Source organism: Celeribacter baekdonensis (assembly GCF_003047105.1).
Classification (GTDB): Bacteria; Pseudomonadota; Alphaproteobacteria; order Rhodobacterales; family Rhodobacteraceae; genus Celeribacter; species Celeribacter baekdonensis_B.
On record NZ_CP028475.1, the window covers coordinates 2,508,380 to 2,526,884 of the forward strand.

Here is an 18,505-nt window from a genome sequence, read left to right on the forward strand (position 1 = left end):
AAAAATGGGGCGCAGCGGCGCATTGTGCACCACCAAGTGGACGGGTGGGAGCATCAGATGTCAGGCAAGACGAGTTTTGGGTTGGATGCCATTGAGACCGTGCCCTTGCATGAGATCGTGTTCAACCGCATCACCCGCGCTTTGATGTCTGGGCAAATCCAACAGGGCGTGAAACTCACCTCCCGGAAACTGGCCAAAGAGCTGGGCACATCGGACATGCCCGTGCGCTCAGCCCTCACGCGATTGCAGGCTTTGCGGGCATTGGAACAGCTTCCGAACGGGTCGATGATCGTGCCCGCAATGACCAAAGATCGGTTCTCTGATCTGATGTCCACGCGCGTCCTTGTCGAGACCCGCGCCGCCGAACTGGCCGCTGATCGCATGTCAAAACAAGCGCTGCGCGCGCTGCGTGTGGCCTCACACAACCTCACACAGGCTGCTATAGACCACGACATTGACGCCTATCTGGCCCAAAACTACGAATTCAAATTTCAAATTTATAAAATCTGCGGCTCTGACAGTCTTTTGTTTTTGATTGAAACACTCTGGCTCCAAGTCGGCCCGTTTTTGCGTCAATTTGGTGAGCAATTTGATGGGAAACTGTCAGGGATTTTAGCGCTCGATTTCCACGCGGAAATTGTGGATGCCCTTGAAGCTGGGGATGGAAAAGCCGCCGCGGACTTGATCCGCCGGGACATCTCGGCAGGTGCCCAGCACCTTCTCAAAGAGGCGTCTTTTTCCGACGCATAAGCCCGATATCCGCAAAATCTGCGGTCATATAGACGCGGCAGAATTTGAAGCCGGTTTGCCCGGTTTGTCTGGGTGAACACTTTTGACATAGGTGGCAGCAAAGCCATCAGGGTTGATGCCAAACAGTTTGGCAATGCCCGTACCGTGGTGGAACGGGATCAAGAGAGATATCACCACCGATCAAACCGATACGGGCTTGGATCAACAATCGGCGCCTCCCCCATCACCAAATCTGCGGCCAACTGACCCGCCGCCGGAGAGGTGCCAAAGCCATGGCCCGAGAACCCGGTGGCAAGGGTCAACCCATCAATGCCATCGACGCCGCCAATGACAGGTAGGGAATCCGGCGTGATATCCATCGTACCGCCCCATTCTTCCTCGGATGTGATGTCCGAGAAAGCGGGCCAATAGGTTTTAATATTGGCCATCGCTTCGGCATTGATCCTGGCATTCACCCGTGGGTCCATGGTGCGCACTTTCTCAAATGGCGACATGCGATCCGGCGACCAGCGCCGCGCAAGTTTGAGATCTTCGATGAACTCTCGACCCAAAGAGATGCGCAACATGCTGCGGCCATGTTTGAACATCGGCAAGTATTTCATCCCCAAAAGCGCGTGATCAAGAACCAAGGGCGACCCCACCGCACCACGTTGACAGACCGTAAATCCCCCGTCCATGCGCTTGCGAAACGACATATCAGGCGTCCCAACAGCGATAGGTGTCGGCCCCTCCATCGGCGCGGTGCGAATGGCGTAACAGACCAAGGGCAAGGTCGGAAAAGAGACCCCCATATTGCCCAAGAATTTGCGCGACCAAATCCCCGCTGCGAGGATGACATGATGACAGGAGATTTCGCCCCTTTCCGTCACCACACCACTGACTTTCCCGGCAGAGCGCACCAGCGCGCGCACCGCACAGTTATCGACGATCACCGCACCTTTGGCGACCGCGGCATTGGCAATGGCGATCGGGGCAATCGTCGGTTCGGCGTAGCCATCCGAGGGCGTGTAAATCCCCCCGGCCCAAGATGTCCCTCCCCCGGAACCAGTTCCGCGATCTCTTGATCCGTCACCATCCGACTGTCGAGGTTGTACTCCGCCACCGAGGCAAGCCATGCGCGATGCATGTCCAGTTCCACCTCGGTTTTGGCGGCGAACAAAATACCTTCTTGCCGATAGCCGACATCCACGCCCGTGCGCTGTGCCATCGTCGCCCAAAGCGCGTCCGAGGCCAAAGACATGGGCACATCTTGCGGCGCGCGGGATGTTTTACGAATCCAGCCCAAATTGCGCGAGGATTGTTCGCCCGCAACCCGGCCCTTTTCCAGAACCGTGACGGAAATCCCGCGCTCAGCGAGGGTCAACGCCGCCGTCAACCCGACAATTCCACCGCCAATGATGATGACAGAGGTGGATTTCGGCGCTTCAGCAGCCGTTTGGACAGGGGCGGTTTTGGGGGCCATGGGGCAGTCCTTAAAGGAGGCGCAGTGGGGCGATCAAAGCGAGGTGTCGATGTATTCGATCTCGGCTTTTGACGCGCCGCGATAGGCGCTGACCTCGATCTCAACTTTGTAGACGGAGGAGCCAAGCGGCGGACAGGTCACCGTGGTGGTTGGATCAACGCCGCGAAATTTTTCTCCGAAAATCTCCATCACGGCTGGGGTGTCACCGGGCGTTTGGATAAACACGCGGGTAGAGATCACATCCTCAAGTCCCGATCCCACGGCTTTGAGCGCATTTTCGATAGTCTCAAACACCTGAAGCGTCTGTTCGCGCAGGTCTTCGGGAATCTCTTTCGTCTGCGGATTGCGCCCGGCGGTGTTCGACACCGAAATCCAGTTGTCGACCATCACGATGCGAGAATAGCTGCTGAGCTGTTCCAGCTTGGCGCCGGTTTTGACTTTGACAATTTTTGTCATGTTTTTTCTTTCTATTTCAAATAGATATTTAAATCAACGCAGCACAGGTTCGTCCCACAGGTTGAGCTTGGTGCCGATGCCTTTCGCGATCGCCGTGCGGTACACGGTTGTGCCCCAAGCCACATCTTCGACCGGCATCCCGCCAACGGACAGCATGATGATCTCCTCATCATTTTGCCGACCCGGAGTGGCCCCGGCACAGATCCCGCCGAGGTCTTCGAGATCATCATGGGTCATTTTACCCTCATGGATCATGTCCATGAACCGCACACCGATGACCGGAACGTGGACGTGGGCGGGTTTCGGCAGTTCTTCGAACCACGCCTCATAGAGACCGATGTTGTCCATCACCTTGCGCACGTCTTTTTGCTCCATACCCTCGTCAATCTCACAGGACGCGGGCATCGACAGGAACGCGCCGGGTTTGAGCCAGTCGCGTTTCACAATCGGGTATTTCGACACGTCACCCGTCTCACCAGAGGCGCAATAGGTCACGATGTCAGCGTCGCGCACGAGGGTTTCGATGTCGGTGACAATCTCGATGTTGGTGATCTGCGGATAGGTCTCTTTGGTCCAAGAGATGAAGCTGTCGAGGCTCTTTTGGCCCCGGCCCTGAATTTTCAAAGTGTCGATGCCCGGGCACGCCACCATGAAAGCCGCAAGGGAGGTCTTGCCCATCACGCCGGGACCATAGACCGCCACCACCTTCGAGTCTTTGCGCGCCAGGTGACGGGCACCAACGCCGGGCACCGCGCCTGTGCGGTAAGCAGACAACAGGTTTGCAGACATGATCGCAAGCGGCGCACCCGTATCGGTATCGTTGAGCGTGAACATCAAAATGGACCGCGGCAGGCCCTTGTCCCGGTTTGCAATGTTAGAGCCATACCATTTCACCCCAGTGGTGCCATATGCGCCACCAAGATAGGCAGGCATCGCCATGAAACGGCGGTCTGCCGTGGGTTTTGGCATGTTCGGAAAGGGCGAGTTTTCGGGGAAAACCACCATTGCACCGTGGCTGTCATTGTTCGCGCCCGCCATGCGATAATCGCCTTTGTGCAGCAGGACAAACATATCCTCCATGGCATCCACGCAACCGGCCATATCGGTCACGCCTGCTTTGATCATGTCTTGTTCATTGAGGTAGATGAAATCAATTTTGGGCAAGTTTGTCATGGGGCTCTCTTTGGTCGCTGTGTCATGGGCCGCCACGGTCCCGAATAGAACACGGGCGGCGATCTGATGACCAGAAACGAGATTGCAGACGGGTTTGCCCATTGCGCGGCGCGTCATTTTTCCGATATTTTACGCCATCCGAGCGTTATCCACACACTGCAATGGTGTTTTCAATTTAGACGCAGCCATTGCGAAAACCCTTTATCTGCAAGGCTTCTAATCTCTGTGCGGGTTTTTTGGGGGTGTGAGCGAAATTTAAGCAGTTTGATGTCGTGTCGCATTTTCCATGCTGACCCACGGCGAATCCTCCCGCGACGCGCATGCTCAGACGTCTCGCTACGCACTCTTGATTACAGCGATGATCCCGCTGCCTTCACTTGGCGCGGCGAATGTTCGGACCATCTTTTATGGGCGCGCCAAAAGGCTGTGCCATCGGCGTAGCCCAATGCCGTCGCAATGCGACCAACACTTTGTGTGCCCTCCTGTAAGAGCATTTCGGCCCGCGTCCGCCGGATCTCATCAAGTAAAATCCGCACGCTTGTGCCCTCCTCCGCCAGCTTGCGCTGAAGGTTACGTGAGGACAGGCCCAAGGTTTCTGCCACCCTCTCAACCGACACGGGCCGCAATCCGAGAGACGAAGACACGATGGAACGCGTCGCTTCCGTGAGCGTGGAGCGTCGCGGTGTTTTCTCAATCAAATCCGCGATGTGACGTTCCAACATAGACACCAACGCAGTGTCTTCCGCACGGTAAATCTCCAACATCGGGCCACGATCCATCACCAACCGATTTGTCGCCTGACCGTACAGCACCGGACAGCCAAAATACCGACGCAAGAACTGCGCATTCTCCGGCTCAACATGTTCGAAATGAACCTGTTGTGGTGCCCAGCGCCCAATAAAATTGTCTCGGATCACTTGGGTGGTTGCGACAAGGGTGAATTCGGCATCTTGCCGCCGTGGCCAGATGTGGCCGTCGACCAAACGGTAGGACCAAAACACGTCCTCGCCATTTTCAATGAGCGCCACTTCGGTGCCCGTTTGTAACGACCGCGTGGATCTCACAATCCGATCAAGTCCGACATAAATTGACCGTGAGAGCGACAAGAGAATGCCCATTGGGCCAAGATCTCCGGCACGAATGTCGCTTCCGATCCGGGCCCCAATGTGCTCATCCCCTGACAAAGCGGCGGCACTTTCCATAAATCCCGCATATTCCATCATCGAAAGTCGGGCATAGGGATCTTTCAATATATCAAGGCTCATCCCGTGCTTTGACAAAAGCGGCTGAGTCGAAACGCCCCGCGCAATCAACCGGTCGAGAACGGATCCAAGCACCGTACTGCGAATTGCTGCATGGCCGTGCGTCGCATCTGCCATCTGTTTAAATTTCCATCTGTTTGGAAAAGGGACTTGCGCAAATTATCGCTTTTTTGGCGCGTTTTGCAATGGCGGAAAATTGGGTGGATGACATGTTTAGCGGGCAAAGCGAAACTGCCCCCATATCGTTGGAGGGCAGCGACGCGCAAAAACAAACGTCGGCCGCACAAAGTCGCCGATACGCCCGACAGGAGACAAAATGACCACGCTTTTGAAAATAGGCGCCGCCGCCATGCTGGCCGCCGTACCTTTGGCCGCCGCTGCAGAGTATCCCGAAAAGCCCGTTGAATTCGTCGTTCCCTTCCCGCCCGGCGATTTGGAAGACATCCTGACCCGCATGATCGCAGACGAATTTCAGGCCACTTACGGCGTGCCCGCAGCCGTGGTGAACAAACCTGGCGGCGGCGGCGGCCCCTTCCCCGGTGCGGTTGACGTGGCGCTGGCTCCGGCGGATGGCTACACTGTCGGCTCCTTCGTGATCGACGTCCCCATGGTCGGCCCCTACATCGGCATCGGCCCGCTTGACCCCAATCCATTCGAGCCGGTTGGCATTTTCTTAAGCTATCCGTTTGTCGTCGCAGCGGCAGGGGACGCGCCCTATTCGACCATGGCAGAGCTTGCCGCCTACGCCCAAGATCACGACGTCGCTTTGGGCCATTTCGGCTCTGAAACAAGCCCCGCGCGTCACACACTTGCCCTCGCCAAAGAGCTTGGCTTTTCCTACGCTTCTGATGCGGCCTTTGATGCGCTTGATTGCAACACGCTCGCCTCAGGCGACGCCGATGTGATCAACACCACGCTGCAACTGATCCGCCCCTGTATGGACGATCTCAACATTCTAATGTCAGTGACCAACAATCGCATCCCGCTTTTGCCGGACGTCCCAACAGCCGGAGAGATCGCCCCTGATCTGCCATTCTCAACCTGGAATGGTCTGTTCGTTCACAAAGACACACCGCAAGACGCGCGCGACAAAATCGCAGCTATTGCTGAGAAAGTGATCCATTCCGATACCGCACAACAAATTGCCGCAGACACAGGTGCTGAAATCTACTGGCTCGACATTGAGGCGTCTGAAGCACAGATGCTCAAAGATACCGAAACGCTTCAACGGATCAGCGACTACATCGACTGATCCCTCGCCTGCGATGACATCACTGCTTTAACAGACGGACGACGGGGCTGTTCGGGCCCCGTCTCTTCTTCATGCCTCAGGAGCAATGCCATGGAGCGCCTTAAAACCTTTGTTGAGCTGTTTCAGCGCCAACGTCGCCCCGGCGATTTCGTATTTGCCACGGCTTTTATGGTCTTCGCCGTCGTGAGTTTGATGCTTTTGCCGCAAGAAACCCGCTGGGTCGAAAAAACCCCGCTGTTTGCCCAGCCGGCGTTTTGGCCCGCCATTGGTATTTTTATGATGGTTGGGTTCGGCGCGGTGCATTTGATCGGCTCAATCGCGTCTGAACGTAGTCCCGGGCGCGGCAAAGAAGTGCTCTACTGGGCGCAATCTCTGGAATTCGTGGCGTGGTTTTTGGCCTATGTCCTCGCCGTTCCCGTGATCGGATACCTGCCCGCCTCAATACTCTTCTCCGTGCTGTTGGTCTGGCGTCTTGGCTATCGCAGCCCTCAAAGTTTCGCCATTGCCGCCATCTTCGGCTTCGCAGTCGTTGCCGTGTTTAAGGCCGGCCTCAATGTCAAAGTGCCCTCAGGCGCGCTGTATGCCTATCTTCCCGACAGCATCCGCACCTTCATGATGGTCAATTTCTAAAGGTTTCCGAAATGGATGCGCTTCTTTCCGGTCTCTCCCTCTTGATGAGTTTCGACGTCTTGGTGGCCCTCATGATTGGCTCCATTGGCGGCGTGATCATTGGTGCCATTCCGGGCGTTGGTCCCGCGGTGGCGATCGCAATCTTGCTCCCCGCCACCTTTGCCTTGCCGCCCTTGGTTGGGTTGGTGATGCTGTTGGGGATTTACGGGTCTTCGATGTTTGGCGGCTCTCTGCCCGCCGTGTTGATCAACACACCGGGCACGGCGGTGAATGCGCTGACCACCTATGATGGCTACCCGATGACCCAACGCGGCGAAGCAACCAAAGCGCTCGGCCTTGCCTATGGCGCGTCGTTTTTCAGCGGCATCCTGTCGATCCTTGCCTTGATCCTGTTGTCGCCGCTCTTGGCCAAAATCGCACCGATGTTTGGCGCGCGCGAAATCTTCCTTGCGGCCTTGCTTGGCATCGTTTTGGTCATCGTCGCTCACCGGGGCCAAATCGCGGCGGCGGGCATGATGGCAGGTCTGGGGATTTTGTTGCAATCCGTTGGCATGGAGCCGGTGAAATACACCATGCGCTTTACCTTTGGCCAAGACTGGTTGACCTCTGGTCTTGACCTGATTGTGGTGGTTTTGGGTCTGTTTGCGATCTCTCAGGCGTTCTCCTTATTGGTCGATCCCGAAAGCGCCCCGGACGCCGCCCCGGTCAAAGGCGGCATGGGCAAAGAGATGCTTGGCGTGCTCAAATACAAACGTGTGGCGGCCACGGGGTCATTTTTTGGCGTGGTCATGGGCATGATCCCCGGCGTCGGCGAATTCACCGCGCAATTCATGAGCTACACCCTTGCGCGCAAACGCTCCAAAACGCCTGAAAAATTCGGGAACGGCTCAGAAGAAGGCCTCGTCGCCTCCGAGTCCGCCAACAACGCCGTGCCCGCCGCCGCGATGATCCCGCTTTTGGCGCTTGGTATCCCCGGCGAGGCGTTGACCGCGATGATGTTGTCGGTGTTCTACGTCCACAACGTGGTGCCCGGCCCGGCGCTGTTCCGCGATCATATCGACTTTATCTATGCGCTCTACATCGCGCTTTTGGCCCTCAATGTGATCGTCATCTTGTTTATGTTGATCTCGTCCAACTGGCTCATTCGGCTGATCCGTATTCCCACTCGGTTCTTGGGGATGATGATCCTGATGTTGAGTTTTGTCGGCGTCTATTCGCTGCGCAATTCCGCCGTGGATTGTGCCATTGCCGCCGCCTTCGGGGTGCTTGGGTTGATCCTCAAACGGCTTAACCTTCCGGTGGTTCCAATCATCCTTGGGATGGTTTTGGGCAATATCATGGAGGTCAAACTCCGCGCCGCCATGGCCCGTGTGACCAGCCCTCTCGACTTTGTGGATCGTCCGATTGCGGCGTTCCTTGCCATCGTCATCGTGGTGATCATCGCCTCCTCAATGCGCGCGGCGATCCAAAACCACCGCCTGAAAATGACGCATTAAAGACTGAACTGAAATACAAAAGGGGCGCCTCACGGTGCCCCTTTTGTCGTGGAAACTGTCGCTCAGGATCAGACCAGAACAAAATCAAAGAGCGCCGTCCACTCCCCGGTCCGTTCACCTGCATCCTCTTGGATAAAATCAACAATCAGATCGCTCTTCACGCCAAAAACCGTGTCGCCCTCAAGATAGGGATCCCCCGCCACAAACGTGTGGGTGATCAGTGGCTTATAGCCTTCTGCGACGACGCGAAAATGAGTGTGTGCCGGACGGAACGGATGACGCCCGATATGGCCCAGCATTTGCCCAACAGGGCCATCATCGGGGATCGGATAGGACACCGGCTTGATCCCGTAGAACCAGTAGCGCCCGTCAGGCCCAGTTTTAAACACCCCGCGATTGTTCCATTTGGGTTGAATATCGGGCTGTTGCACATCGTAAAAGCCCTCCGCATTGTCGGACCACACGTCCATCACAGCGCCCTCAATCGGATTGCCGTCGATGTCCAGAATTCGTCCTTCAAACAGGCATCGTTCCCCTTTTCCGTCCAGTGAAATGTCAAAGCCCATCGGACGCTCCGGCGCACCTTCGACGTGAAACGGACCGAACACGGTGGAGGGCGTCGCGCCCTTTGGTTTGCGGTTCTGGATTGCGTCAACCAACATCGACACGCCTAAAACATCCGACAGCAGGATGAATTCCTGACGTTCCCCGGAACAAATTTGGCCGGTGGCGGTGAGAAATTCAATCGCTTTGCCCCATTCCTCCTCGGTCAACTCCACGTCTTTGACAAACGCGTGGAGATGCGCAACCAGCGCACGCATCACTGTGGCCAGCCGCTCCGGCACATCCGCCCCCATGCGAGCATTCACCACCTCGATGGATTTGCTCTCTTCAAAATAAGCACTCATGCCTGCTCCTCCTCCCAAATATGTTTACGACTGCGGTGCCTCTCCGCGCCACGCACGGGTCAACATCGCGCTCAGAGCGGCCTCTTCGAGCGGACGTGGATTGGCATAAGGGCTTTTCAGCGCCATCTGCGCTGCTTTGGCGATCCCACCTTCGGGCATCCCCAGATCGGACAGCGCACGCGGTGCCCGCAACCGACCGGACAGATCAAAGATCGCCTGCGCCGGATCGGCCCCAAGCACGGATGTCAAACGCGCCATCACCGGTGCAATCGCGGGTGCGTTATAGGCAAGCGAATGCGGCAACATGACCGTATGCGTTTCGGCATGGGGCAAATCAAAACTGCCACCCAATGTGTGACAAATTTTGTGATGCAGAGACATCGCCGCGCCATCAAGACAGAGGCCGCAGAGCCACGAGCCGTAGAAAAGTTTGGCGCGGATATCGACATCCTCCGGCGCATCCGCGAGCTTTGGCAAAGCCAAAGCCAAAACACCAATAGCCTCCAGCGCCATGAGGTCGCTGACCGGATTGGCGTTCGGAGCATAGAGCGCCTCGACCGCATGAGCCATGGCGTTCATCCCCGAAAGACCCGATAGTCCGACCGGCAGCCCCAACGTCAAATCGACATCATAAATCACTGTATCGGGACGGATTTTCGCGTCGCGACGGGTCACTTTCTGACCACCTTCGGTTTCACCCAAAATGTCGGTCATCTCAGACCCCGAATAGGTCGTCGGCAAGCTAATGTGTGCACAGTCTTGACGCACCGCAAGCGCCTTGCCCAAACCGATGGTCGACCCGCCGCCGATGGAGACAACCCCATCCGCGCCGCTCTTTTCATAGCTGCACATCGCCTCAGCAGTGACCTCTACTGGCGTGTGCATGGCAGCACCGGAAAACTGCGACCAGTTCCGCCCCATGAGCCCATCAGCCAGGTCCTCAACGGCGTTTTCTTGATGTGGCGTGGTCAAAATCAGCGGGTGCGTGATGCCCAACCGATCCAGTTCTCCCCCAAGAGACCGACGTGCCCCTGACGCAAACAGGACACGGCGCGGGTGAGACAGATAGGTAAACTCTTTCATGGATTTTCAAGCTCTTAAGGCGGCAAGGGCAAAGAAAAATGCGACGGGTCTCTTGCCGGACGACCCGCCGCAGTTGGTGCGAATGCGCTACATCATGTTGGGAACGAACAAGACGAGCGCCGGAAACGCGAGAATTAAGATCACGCGCAACACATCCACCAAAAGAAAGGGCCCAAGACCGCGGAAGATCGTGCTGAGCTGCACGTCTTTGACCACGGATTTGAGCACGAAAGCGTTTAGACCAACGGGCGGTGTGATATAGCTCACCTCGGTGACGATCACGACATAGATGCCAAACCAAATTAGATCGAACCCTTGCGCCGCGACGATAGGATAAAAGATCGGCACGGTGAGTGTGATCATCGACAGACCCTCAAGGACGCAGCCAAGGATCAGGTAAATCACCGTGATGATCCCGATCACCGCCAAAGGATGATCGCCCACGGAGGTGACCAAGACTTGAATGTCGCGGCTCATCCCAGACAGGTTGACGTAGTTGGCAAAGGTCAGTGCACCGAACAGGATAAAAAACATCATCGCTGTGGTTTTGGCCGTTTCATAGAGGGTGACAAGCGTTTTGGTCACGGTCAGACGCCCTTGCAACAGCACCAAAAGGAACGCGCCCCCGGCCCCCATACCGGCACTTTCCGTCGGGGTGAACACACCAAAATAAATGCCGCCCATGACAAAGGCAAAAAGCCCAAGCGCCCCAGCGACCCCTTTGAGGGCGATGATGCGATCCTTGAGCGGAAGCTTGGCCTCAGTCGGCAACTCAAACTTGCCAAAATGCACCGAAATCCGAACCGCAAGCGCATATAGGATCACCCCCAAAATGCCCGGAAGGATGCCCGCGAGGAACAGCTTGCCGATGTCTTGTTGGGTCATGATGCCGTAAAACACCAAGATCACGGAGGGCGGAATCAGAATGCCCAAAGTCCCGCCTGCCGCGATGGAGGCGGTCGAAAGGCTATCCGGGTAGCCAAATTTGCGCATGTTCGGCAGGGCGATTTTCGCCATGGTCGATGCGGTCGCCAAGGACGATCCGCAGACCGAAGAAAACCCGCCACAGGCCACAACAGTCGCCACGGCCAGCCCACCTTTACGATGCCGAAGCCACGCATAAGCGGCAGAATAGAGATCGCGCGCGATGCCCGATTGCACCACGAAATTCCCCATCATCAAAAACAGCGGCAGGATCGACAGCGAATAACTGCGGCTGTGTTCGAAATAGGTTTGCCCCAAAAGCGAAAAGGACGGGGACCACCCGATGATGGCCGCCGTGCCCGCCGTGCCGATCAGGGCCAAGGCAAAGGAAATCGGAACACCAAGAAACAACAGGATAAAGAGGACAAGCGTCCCGAATTCCCAATGGGTCATGAGTTGAGCCATCATCAGGCCTCCTTTTTCGGGCGGTAAAAGACTTCGGCCAAGGTGAGTGCCACCGCGACCCAAGTCAGGGAAGAGGCCAGATACCCGATGGGCGCCACGGGCAGTTCCAATGTCGCTGTGGTGCCACCATAGCCAGCGACCTGAGCGGCGGTGATCCAAAGACGCCACGCAATCACGCCAAGCACACCTGCCGACATCAGCAAAACCACGGGCTCGCGCAGCCGATTGATCCAATCCGGCAGGCGGTCAATAAAGAGATCGACCGTCACATGTTCCCGGTCCAGGCTCGCCGCCGGGAGCCCCAAAAAGATGATCGCAGCCAAAAGCATTTCGGTCAGCTCGGTCGAGCCCGGCACCGGCGCATTCATCAAATAGCGCCCCAACACATCGACGACGGTCAAGCCCATCATCAAGATCAAAAGCACCGCGCAAAGCCAGGCGATCACATGGTGGAAAGGTCGGGCCACCGCGCGCGGCAGCCCATCCTCGTGATGTCCGGCAACAAGTTCGGACAGGTTCATCATTTTTCGGACTCGATTTTAGCGATCTCGGACAGCATCATGTCATAGGCCGCCTGCCCATCGACACCCGCTTCTGTGATCTGCGCGATCCGCTCATCCACGATCGGCGCAAGACGCGTCTTGAGCGCGGCAACTTCTTCGTCGGAGGCGGCTTTGATGGTGATTTTTCCCTCCATCTCAGCCCGCCCCTTGGCATCGGCAGCGTTCCACATTTCACCCGCGCGGCGCGCAAAGGCTTCGCCCAAAAGCGGTTCGATGAGGGCCTGATCCTCCGCCGAAATGCTGTTCCATTTGGCCTCATTCATGACCACGAACATGGCGGAATTATAAAGTCCACCTTTGACGGTGTAGCCATAGTCCAAGATGTCTTCGAGGCTAAAAAAGGTCACCGTTTCAAAGGGAAAGAAGATCCCGTCAGCAACGCCTTGGCTCAAAAGCTCATAGGCCTTGGACGACGGCCCTTCGACTGGAACGGCACCCAAATTTGTCGCAATGTCATGCGCCATGGTCGACCCGATGCGGATTTTTTGACCGGACACATCTTCTGCGGTTTCAATCGGTTTGCGCGAAAAAATCTCGCCGGGACCATGGGTGAAGACGGTCAAAACCTTGACGCCGTCATATTCGCCCGCGTCTTTCAACATCGCGTCTTGAACCCGCCAAAAGGCCACAGACGTGGCCACGGCATCATCGGAAAGGAACGGCATTTCCCCCAAGACGGAGGTTTTAAACCGGCCCGGCGTATAGCCGTGAACCGAATACGTGATGTCGGCGATGCCGTTTTTGGCCAAATCAAACGCCGCGGGGGGCGGGCCAAGCGGGGCGGGCAGAATGTTGATTTTAACGCGACCTTCGGTGACTTTTTCGATGTCTGCGGCCCATGGCACGAACAACTCGGCCACTTGCGGATGGGTCGGGGGCAGCCAACTGTTCATGGTGAGAACGGTGTCGGCAAATGCCGCGCCGGAGAAGAGTGCAATGGCCGTCGCCGTGGCGGCGATCTTTTTAAGTTTCATGTTCATTTTCACATTCCCTATTGGTGCATTTTGATGGTATGACGCCCTTTGTGGGTGTTCTTTATTTGTTGGAAAGTCACCGTATCACACTGATACATATATATTATTCCCTAGGCCACGCGACGAGCATGGGACTTGGAGAGACCGATCATGACCAAAATAGAGACCCCGAAGAGTCCCAAAAACCCGATCATTTCCGTGATACGTGGCCCTATTTTTGGATCAACCGGGTCAACGCCTTTTACACGCGCGCGCTTGAAAAGCGGCTCAAACCCTTGGGTGTCGATGCGCCCCGTTGGCGCGTTCTGATCTCGCTGTACCAACAGGACTACATGTCGGTCTCCGAGGTTGCGGATTTTTCCACTCTCAAACTCAACACCACCACCAAGATCGTTCAGCGCATGATCGCCGATGGTTTGGTGGAGACTCGCGTGCGCCCCACGGACGGGCGCGTGACCGAAGTCTGCCTGACCGAAAAGGGCGACGATTTGCGCGCCAAAGCGCTCAATGAGGTCTACCGCATTCGCGACGAAAGTTTTCACAACGTCACGCCCGCGGAGATCAAAACTCTGAACGCCATCCTTGGAAAGATCACAACGGATCTTGGTCGGATTATCTGAGTTCAGCGTCACGCTCACGCCTGATCCTCCGTCACAAGATGATGGAAATCCCGGCTAAACCACACCAACCCATGACGCGCTTTGGCGCTCATGCGGACCTTTTCGACCTGACAGAAAAACACCGAATGCGTGCCCTCTTCCTGGCGACCTGTGATGCGGCAATCAAACGCGACATTGGCATCTGTGAGCATCGGCGCGCCGGTTGGACCCGCCTCCCAGTCACCAAATGAAAACCGATCCACGCCCTCGACAAAGCGGGCAAAAATGCCAGAGAGCTCCTGATGCTCGGCAGCCAAAACATTGACCGCAAGCACACCGTTTTCCACGAATTTATCATGCGCAAACGCGCGGGTATTGATGCAGACCAACAGCGTCGGCGGGTTGTCCGTGACGGAGCAGACAGCCGAAGCGGTGATGCCATGCTTACCCGCAGGGCCGTCGGTGGTGATCAGGTTCACAGCGGCACCGAGGCGGCTCATGCCTTCGCGAAAGTCCTGTTGGGTTTGAGTCAGATCCATCATCGTCCCCTTAAATATCCAACACGAGTTTTGGACCTTTGGCCCGCGAACAACAGACGCACATCACGTCGCCATCTTCGCGTTCCTCTTCGGTCAAAAACTGATCCCGATGATCAATCTCGCCCTCAAGAACGTCGGTCAAACAGGTGCCGCAAACACCCTCTTCGCATTTGACTTCGACCTTGATGCCGGCACGCGCCAAAGCTTTGGCAATGGTGTCATCGCCCCCGACCGTCAGCGTCACACCACTTTCACGGCATTCGATTTCAAAGCTGTCGCCGGAGAGGTCCACATCCGCCGAGAAATATTCGCGGTGGACGTTGGCATTGGCATGGCCTGCCGCTTCCGCCGTCTCGATAACCCAATCCATGAACCCTTGCGGACCACAGACATAAAGATGAGTGGCCCCAGAAGGGGCAGGCAAATCACGTTTGAGATCAAGCCGTTGTGCGGGGTCTTGGTCGTCATAGTGGAACACCACCTTATCGGCAAACCCACAGCTCTCAAGCGTGTCGCGAAAGGCCGTCACATCCGCCGAGCGGGTGCAATAATGCAAGGTGAAATCTTTGCCGATGGCGTGCAACCGCTTGGCCATTGCGATCATCGGCGTGATGCCAATGCCGCCGCCCAAAAGCACAGTGGTCTCAGCGGTTTCATCCAGCGGGAAGTGATTGCGCGGGCCTTCGACGGTGAACACAGCACCCTCAACGGCCGTTTCATGAACCTTAAGCGAGCCACCGCGACTGTTCGGATCTTTGAGCACCCCGATTTCGTAAAAGTCGGTTTCCGCAGGATCAGAGCAGAGCGAATATTGCCGCCACATGTCGAGGTCAGGCAGGTAGAGATCAAGGTGTGCGCCCGCCTCGAACGGGACGATATTCTCGCCGCTTTCTGGCACGAACCGAATGCGAGAAATCCCGCCACGATCATCCATACGTGCGCTGACCTTTAGCTTTTGTGCGTTGTCTTTGGTCATGATTACCTCACATACAACCCGCCGTTGACGTCCCAACAGGCACCGTTGACAAAACCCGCGTCAGGACCCGCCAACATGACAACCATCTTGGCCACAAAATCGGGATCGCCGAGTTTTTTGACCGGGATGCCCGCAATCGCGTTGCCGATATTGTCGCCCAAGACGTCACGCACCATCGGCGTGTCCATCGGACCCGGTGCGATAGCATTACAGGTCACACCAAACGGTGCGAGATCGCGGGCAAAAATTTTAGTCAGCGTCAGGATCGCACCTTTTGAGGCGGCATAATGCGCCCCTGTCGCGGTGCCGCCGTTTTGACCGGCCAAAGAGGCCATATTGATCAAACGGCCATAGCCCTGCGCCTTGAAATAGCGGCCAAAAACCTGACACCCGGCAAAGGTGCCACCGGCGTTTGTCGCCATGACCTCGTTGAAAAACGCGGGATCAATGTCGAGCACGTTTTGCACAGCAGTGCGCGCGGCGTTGTTGACCAAAACCTCGACCGAACCATAGCGGTCGACACATTTGTCGAGCACCGTTTGGAAATCCTCAGGCTTGGAGACATCCAATGTGGCGGTGATCGCAGTGTCCCCCGCGAGGTCCAATTCGGTGGCCAAGGCTTTGGCCTCCTCACCCGGATTCACGTCGGTGATGATCACTCGGTAGCCCGCTTTGTGCAGTGCCCGGACAGCCTGCGCGCCAAAACCGCGCGCACCGCCCGTGACCACTGCGGTCGGGATGTGTTCTGGAAGCGGCGCGCTCATCAGAACAAGTAGCTGAACGAATTCAGCATCCCATCAGAGTTCAAAAGACGGATGATCTTTTGGTGCAGTTTGAACCCGCCCTCGGTGGATTGGAGGGTGTATGCGACATTGCCTGCCCAGGTGCGTTGACGGCCAAATTTATCCTCGATGACATGTTCGGCGCAGGTCACGGTGACCAAATCGCCGTCTGTGGCCTCAATCCGAAACCGCGACAGCGTGCGCACCGTCAAAGCGGGCGGCGCGGACGAGATGGAAAAGCCTTGGTGGAAACGCCCAATGCGATCTTTGCGCATTTTGGCGTTGTCATAACACAGGTTGACGCTGTTTTTGAAATCCACCGTGTCGCCGATCGGCATGATGTAAAGACCGTCATCGGTCCACAGATCGAGCCACTCGTCATATTCCTTGGCATCCAGCATTGCGCTTTCGGCCCAGATGAAAGCTGTGACATCAGCCAATAGGGATTTGGTGTCGATTTTGCTCATTTCAGTCATTTTGCCATCAAGCCTTTCCACATTTTGTAAGCGGCACGCATGCCGGTCTCAGCGGAGATGTGACCACGCGGACCATTCGGTCCGTCGACCTCATCGACCATGCCGCGGTTCACGAGGATCTTGAGCTCTTCGCCCCCTTTGGTGCCGCGCTGAATGCGTTCCCAGACTTCGGCGTCATCCGGCGAGCCAAAGCCCATCGGCCCTTGGAAATGCTCATGTAAACGAATGCGCGCTTGGTTGGCGGCATCCGGGCCACCGTCCATGCCGATGGCGATATGGCGGATGTCGGTTTGCTCCACGGAAATTGGCGTGAGCACACGAAAGAACGCCAAGGAGAAGGACACGTTGGGGAAGAGGTTGAGGTTGAACCCCGCCCCGCCCACGGCACGCACGATTTTCTTGACCTGATCTTCGGGATAGCCCTCATCACGGATTTCTTGTGCCAGCTCTTCGAAACGGGCCGGGATCGGCGCATCAAGGTTGGCGTCGAGGTCTTCGAGCTCCGGGATCATCATCATGATCGAGTGACCGTTGCCCAGATCCTCAACCCAGCCTTTGCCCTTGTCGAGGAAATCGAACATCTCTTCGGTCTGACCGTCGAGCGTTTGCATAAAGCTCTTGTGCACGACCGGGAAATGGTAGGCGTCGGTGGTGTTTTCCAACTGCACTTTCCAGTTCATCGGCACGGTGAACTGATGCTCGCCCAACACTTTGACCGGGAAGCCACCGCCCTGTTTCATGAACAGGTCAATGTAACGACACACGGCCTCACCCAAGAACTCTTCGAGCGGCTCCATGTCCTCTTTAAAGGTCGCAAACACCATACCGTTGTAGGACTCGGTGCGCAGCTTCAACAGACCATGCTGAGCCTTGTCGAAATCATCGCCGTACTGTTCCGGGTAAGGCAGTGCGCGCAAAGAACCGTCAAGCCCGTAGCCCCAGCCGTGATAGGGGCATTGGAACGACGAGGTCTTGCCCTTTTTGACTTCACAGACGGTGGCAGCGCGGTGACGGCACCGATTGACCATGCAATGGATTTTGCCCTTGCGGTCGCGGACCACGATCACCGGTTCAAGACCGACGTTGGACAGTTTGAACGAGCCTTTGTCAGGGAATTCGCTTTCATGTGCGATCCAGACCCAGGTGTTTTTGAAAATCTTTTCCATCTCTTCGTCAAAGAGATCGGGATCTTCGTACATGGCGGTTCCGACCAGCGCATTCTCTTCGTCGTAGAGTGCGTCAAGGTCACTGAACTTTGGCATATCAAGAGACATGTTGGCTCCTTCTCAGTGGCATCAGGATGGCGTCGAAACCGCGCACCCCGGAAAATTAAAGTTGCGGGATTTCCAAAGCGCGACCCATACGCGCCTCGACGGTCATGTATTTCCAAAGCCGGTCATTGCCCTCGCCCACCACGATGGTGCGCAGCAAGTTACAGGCGGCCATAACGTCTTCGCGGGTCGGGAAATCACAGAGCATGTACCATGTGAACGGAAAGCCCGAGGAGGCCCCGACCATGGTCTGATCGTCATCAAACGTCCCGACGATTTCGACGCCTTCCATCTGGTCAATGCCGGACATCAACTCTTGGGTGGCTTTCCAAACCGGGCCGATTTGGTCAAACGGCAGGCTGAAAAACGTCGGATGGTTGTTAAAGCACAGCAGGGTGCGGATCGGCTTTTGGTCGCTCATAGACTCGTCCTCTTTCGGAATATTTCGTGCAATCAATCGGGTG

19 protein-coding genes and 1 pseudogene are annotated in these 18,505 nt (G+C 56.5%); 5 read left to right on the forward strand and 15 right to left on the reverse strand.

The genetic code is table 11. The annotated features are described in order from the left end of the window. Positions 1–57 precede the first annotated feature (57 nt). Positions 58–750: a GntR family transcriptional regulator gene (locus DA792_RS15980; RefSeq protein ID WP_107721032.1), complete on the forward strand. Its 693-nt coding sequence runs from the start codon at positions 58–60 to the stop codon at positions 748–750. Positions 751–920: 170 nt separating this feature from the next. Here the strand turns inward: DA792_RS15980 and DA792_RS15985 are convergent. From DA792_RS15985 to DA792_RS16000, 4 genes and pseudogenes are all read right to left on the reverse strand, one after another. After that, a pseudogene (locus DA792_RS15985) lies at positions 921–2,212 on the reverse strand (NAD(P)/FAD-dependent oxidoreductase). A gap of 33 nt (positions 2,213–2,245) precedes the next feature. Beyond that, the gene (locus DA792_RS15990) at positions 2,246–2,668 is read right to left on the reverse strand and encodes a Rid family hydrolase (RefSeq protein ID WP_107721033.1); all 423 of its coding nucleotides are present in this window, start codon (positions 2,666–2,668) and stop codon (positions 2,246–2,248) included. Positions 2,669–2,701: 33 nt separating this feature from the next. Then, positions 2,702–3,841 carry a tyramine oxidase subunit B gene (locus DA792_RS15995; RefSeq protein ID WP_107722735.1) on the reverse strand — a complete coding sequence of 380 codons (1,140 nt, stop codon included), beginning with the start codon at positions 3,839–3,841 and terminating at the stop codon, positions 2,702–2,704. A gap of 350 nt (positions 3,842–4,191) precedes the next feature. Then, positions 4,192–5,220, reverse strand: coding sequence for an AraC family transcriptional regulator (locus DA792_RS16000; RefSeq protein WP_107721035.1), 1,029 nt, complete (start codon positions 5,218–5,220; stop codon positions 4,192–4,194). A gap of 199 nt (positions 5,221–5,419) precedes the next feature. Here DA792_RS16000 and DA792_RS16010 point away from each other — a divergent pair, with 199 nt between their 5' ends. From DA792_RS16010 to DA792_RS16020, 3 genes are all read left to right on the forward strand, one after another. Beyond that, positions 5,420–6,355 carry a tripartite tricarboxylate transporter substrate-binding protein gene (locus DA792_RS16010; protein WP_107721040.1) on the forward strand — a complete coding sequence of 312 codons (936 nt, stop codon included), beginning with the start codon at positions 5,420–5,422 and terminating at the stop codon, positions 6,353–6,355. 90 nt (positions 6,356–6,445) lie between these two features. Beyond that, entirely contained in the window at positions 6,446–6,985 is a 540-nt protein-coding gene (locus DA792_RS16015; RefSeq protein ID WP_107721042.1) for a tripartite tricarboxylate transporter TctB family protein, read from the forward strand. Between the two features lie 11 nt (positions 6,986–6,996). Further along, entirely contained in the window at positions 6,997–8,481 is a 1,485-nt protein-coding gene (locus DA792_RS16020; protein WP_107721045.1) for a tripartite tricarboxylate transporter permease, read from the forward strand. A gap of 68 nt (positions 8,482–8,549) precedes the next feature. Here the strand turns inward: DA792_RS16020 and DA792_RS16025 are convergent, their stop codons facing one another. The 5 genes from DA792_RS16025 to DA792_RS16045 all read right to left on the reverse strand — a co-directional run bounded on the left by DA792_RS16025 (position 8,550) and on the right by DA792_RS16045 (position 13,404). Next, positions 8,550–9,389: an intradiol ring-cleavage dioxygenase gene (locus DA792_RS16025; RefSeq protein WP_107721047.1), complete on the reverse strand. Its 840-nt coding sequence runs from the start codon at positions 9,387–9,389 to the stop codon at positions 8,550–8,552. A gap of 24 nt (positions 9,390–9,413) precedes the next feature. Further along, on the reverse strand, positions 9,414–10,472 hold the full coding sequence (locus tag DA792_RS16030; RefSeq protein WP_107721049.1) for a maleylacetate reductase: 1,059 nt from the start codon (positions 10,470–10,472) through the stop codon (positions 9,414–9,416). 87 nt (positions 10,473–10,559) lie between these two features. Further along, the gene (locus DA792_RS16035) at positions 10,560–11,849 is read right to left on the reverse strand and encodes a TRAP transporter large permease (RefSeq protein WP_107722736.1); all 1,290 of its coding nucleotides are present in this window, start codon (positions 11,847–11,849) and stop codon (positions 10,560–10,562) included. 14 nt (positions 11,850–11,863) lie between these two features. Beyond that, positions 11,864–12,385, reverse strand: a complete 522-nt coding sequence (locus DA792_RS16040; RefSeq protein ID WP_254679286.1) for a TRAP transporter small permease — start codon at positions 12,383–12,385, stop codon at positions 11,864–11,866. Continuing rightward, positions 12,382–13,404 (reverse strand): TRAP transporter substrate-binding protein, encoded by a 1,023-nt coding sequence (locus DA792_RS16045; RefSeq protein ID WP_107721051.1) that lies wholly within the window; start codon positions 13,402–13,404, stop codon positions 12,382–12,384. Before DA792_RS16045 ends, DA792_RS16040 begins: the two co-directional genes overlap by 4 nt. Positions 13,405–13,526: 122 nt before the next feature. Between DA792_RS16045 and DA792_RS16050 the strand changes: the two genes are divergently transcribed. Next, entirely contained in the window at positions 13,527–14,018 is a 492-nt protein-coding gene (locus tag DA792_RS16050) for a MarR family winged helix-turn-helix transcriptional regulator (RefSeq protein ID WP_107721052.1), read from the forward strand. Between the two features lie 14 nt (positions 14,019–14,032). Here the strand turns inward: DA792_RS16050 and DA792_RS16055 are convergent, their stop codons facing one another. The 6 genes from DA792_RS16055 to DA792_RS16080 are packed head-to-tail and all read right to left on the reverse strand — an operon-like array spanning position 14,033 to position 18,462. Then, on the reverse strand, positions 14,033–14,539 hold the full coding sequence (locus DA792_RS16055) for a flavin reductase (protein ID WP_254679287.1): 507 nt from the start codon (positions 14,537–14,539) through the stop codon (positions 14,033–14,035). Between the two features lie 7 nt (positions 14,540–14,546). Further along, positions 14,547–15,512, reverse strand: coding sequence for a PDR/VanB family oxidoreductase (locus DA792_RS16060; RefSeq protein ID WP_254679288.1), 966 nt, complete (start codon positions 15,510–15,512; stop codon positions 14,547–14,549). 2 nt (positions 15,513–15,514) lie between these two features. Next, a complete protein-coding gene (locus tag DA792_RS16065) occupies positions 15,515–16,276 on the reverse strand; it encodes an SDR family NAD(P)-dependent oxidoreductase (RefSeq protein WP_107721056.1) in 762 nt (253 codons plus the stop codon). Next, positions 16,276–16,770: an aromatic-ring-hydroxylating dioxygenase subunit beta gene (locus DA792_RS16070; RefSeq protein ID WP_107721058.1), complete on the reverse strand. Its 495-nt coding sequence runs from the start codon at positions 16,768–16,770 to the stop codon at positions 16,276–16,278. The genes DA792_RS16065 and DA792_RS16070 overlap by 1 nt, the downstream gene beginning before the upstream one ends. Continuing rightward, on the reverse strand, positions 16,767–18,044 hold the full coding sequence (locus DA792_RS16075) for an aromatic ring-hydroxylating dioxygenase subunit alpha (protein WP_107721060.1): 1,278 nt from the start codon (positions 18,042–18,044) through the stop codon (positions 16,767–16,769). The genes DA792_RS16070 and DA792_RS16075 overlap by 4 nt, the downstream gene beginning before the upstream one ends. Before the next feature lie 55 nt (positions 18,045–18,099). Beyond that, positions 18,100–18,462 (reverse strand): hypothetical protein, encoded by a 363-nt coding sequence (locus DA792_RS16080; RefSeq protein WP_107721062.1) that lies wholly within the window; start codon positions 18,460–18,462, stop codon positions 18,100–18,102. Positions 18,463–18,505: the final 43 nt, after the last annotated feature.

Coding starts and splice junctions, on each gene's coding strand:
- DA792_RS16050 (WP_107721052.1), top strand. CDS start 13,527: ATGGGACTTGGAGAGACCGATCATGACCAAAATAGAGACCCCGAAGAG.
- DA792_RS16040 (WP_254679286.1), bottom strand. CDS start 12,385: ATGATGAACCTGTCCGAACTTGTTGCCGGACATCACGAGGATGGGCTG.
- DA792_RS16015 (WP_107721042.1), top strand. CDS start 6,446: ATGGAGCGCCTTAAAACCTTTGTTGAGCTGTTTCAGCGCCAACGTCGC.
- DA792_RS16025 (WP_107721047.1), bottom strand. CDS start 9,389: ATGAGTGCTTATTTTGAAGAGAGCAAATCCATCGAGGTGGTGAATGCT.
- DA792_RS16075 (WP_107721060.1), bottom strand. CDS start 18,044: ATGTCTCTTGATATGCCAAAGTTCAGTGACCTTGACGCACTCTACGAC.
- DA792_RS16035 (WP_107722736.1), bottom strand. CDS start 11,849: ATGACCCATTGGGAATTCGGGACGCTTGTCCTCTTTATCCTGTTGTTT.
- DA792_RS16070 (WP_107721058.1), bottom strand. CDS start 16,770: ATGACTGAAATGAGCAAAATCGACACCAAATCCCTATTGGCTGATGTC.
- DA792_RS16020 (WP_107721045.1), top strand. CDS start 6,997: ATGGATGCGCTTCTTTCCGGTCTCTCCCTCTTGATGAGTTTCGACGTC.
- DA792_RS15995 (WP_107722735.1), bottom strand. CDS start 3,841: ATGACAAACTTGCCCAAAATTGATTTCATCTACCTCAATGAACAAGAC.
- DA792_RS16065 (WP_107721056.1), bottom strand. CDS start 16,276: ATGAGCGCGCCGCTTCCAGAACACATCCCGACCGCAGTGGTCACGGGC.
- DA792_RS16045 (WP_107721051.1), bottom strand. CDS start 13,404: ATGAACATGAAACTTAAAAAGATCGCCGCCACGGCGACGGCCATTGCA.
- DA792_RS15990 (WP_107721033.1), bottom strand. CDS start 2,668: ATGACAAAAATTGTCAAAGTCAAAACCGGCGCCAAGCTGGAACAGCTC.
- DA792_RS16030 (WP_107721049.1), bottom strand. CDS start 10,472: ATGAAAGAGTTTACCTATCTGTCTCACCCGCGCCGTGTCCTGTTTGCG.
- DA792_RS16055 (WP_254679287.1), bottom strand. CDS start 14,539: ATGATGGATCTGACTCAAACCCAACAGGACTTTCGCGAAGGCATGAGC.
- DA792_RS16000 (WP_107721035.1), bottom strand. CDS start 5,220: ATGGCAGATGCGACGCACGGCCATGCAGCAATTCGCAGTACGGTGCTT.
- DA792_RS16010 (WP_107721040.1), top strand. CDS start 5,420: ATGACCACGCTTTTGAAAATAGGCGCCGCCGCCATGCTGGCCGCCGTA.
- DA792_RS16080 (WP_107721062.1), bottom strand. CDS start 18,462: ATGAGCGACCAAAAGCCGATCCGCACCCTGCTGTGCTTTAACAACCAT.
- DA792_RS15980 (WP_107721032.1), top strand. CDS start 58: ATGTCAGGCAAGACGAGTTTTGGGTTGGATGCCATTGAGACCGTGCCC.
- DA792_RS16060 (WP_254679288.1), bottom strand. CDS start 15,512: ATGACCAAAGACAACGCACAAAAGCTAAAGGTCAGCGCACGTATGGAT.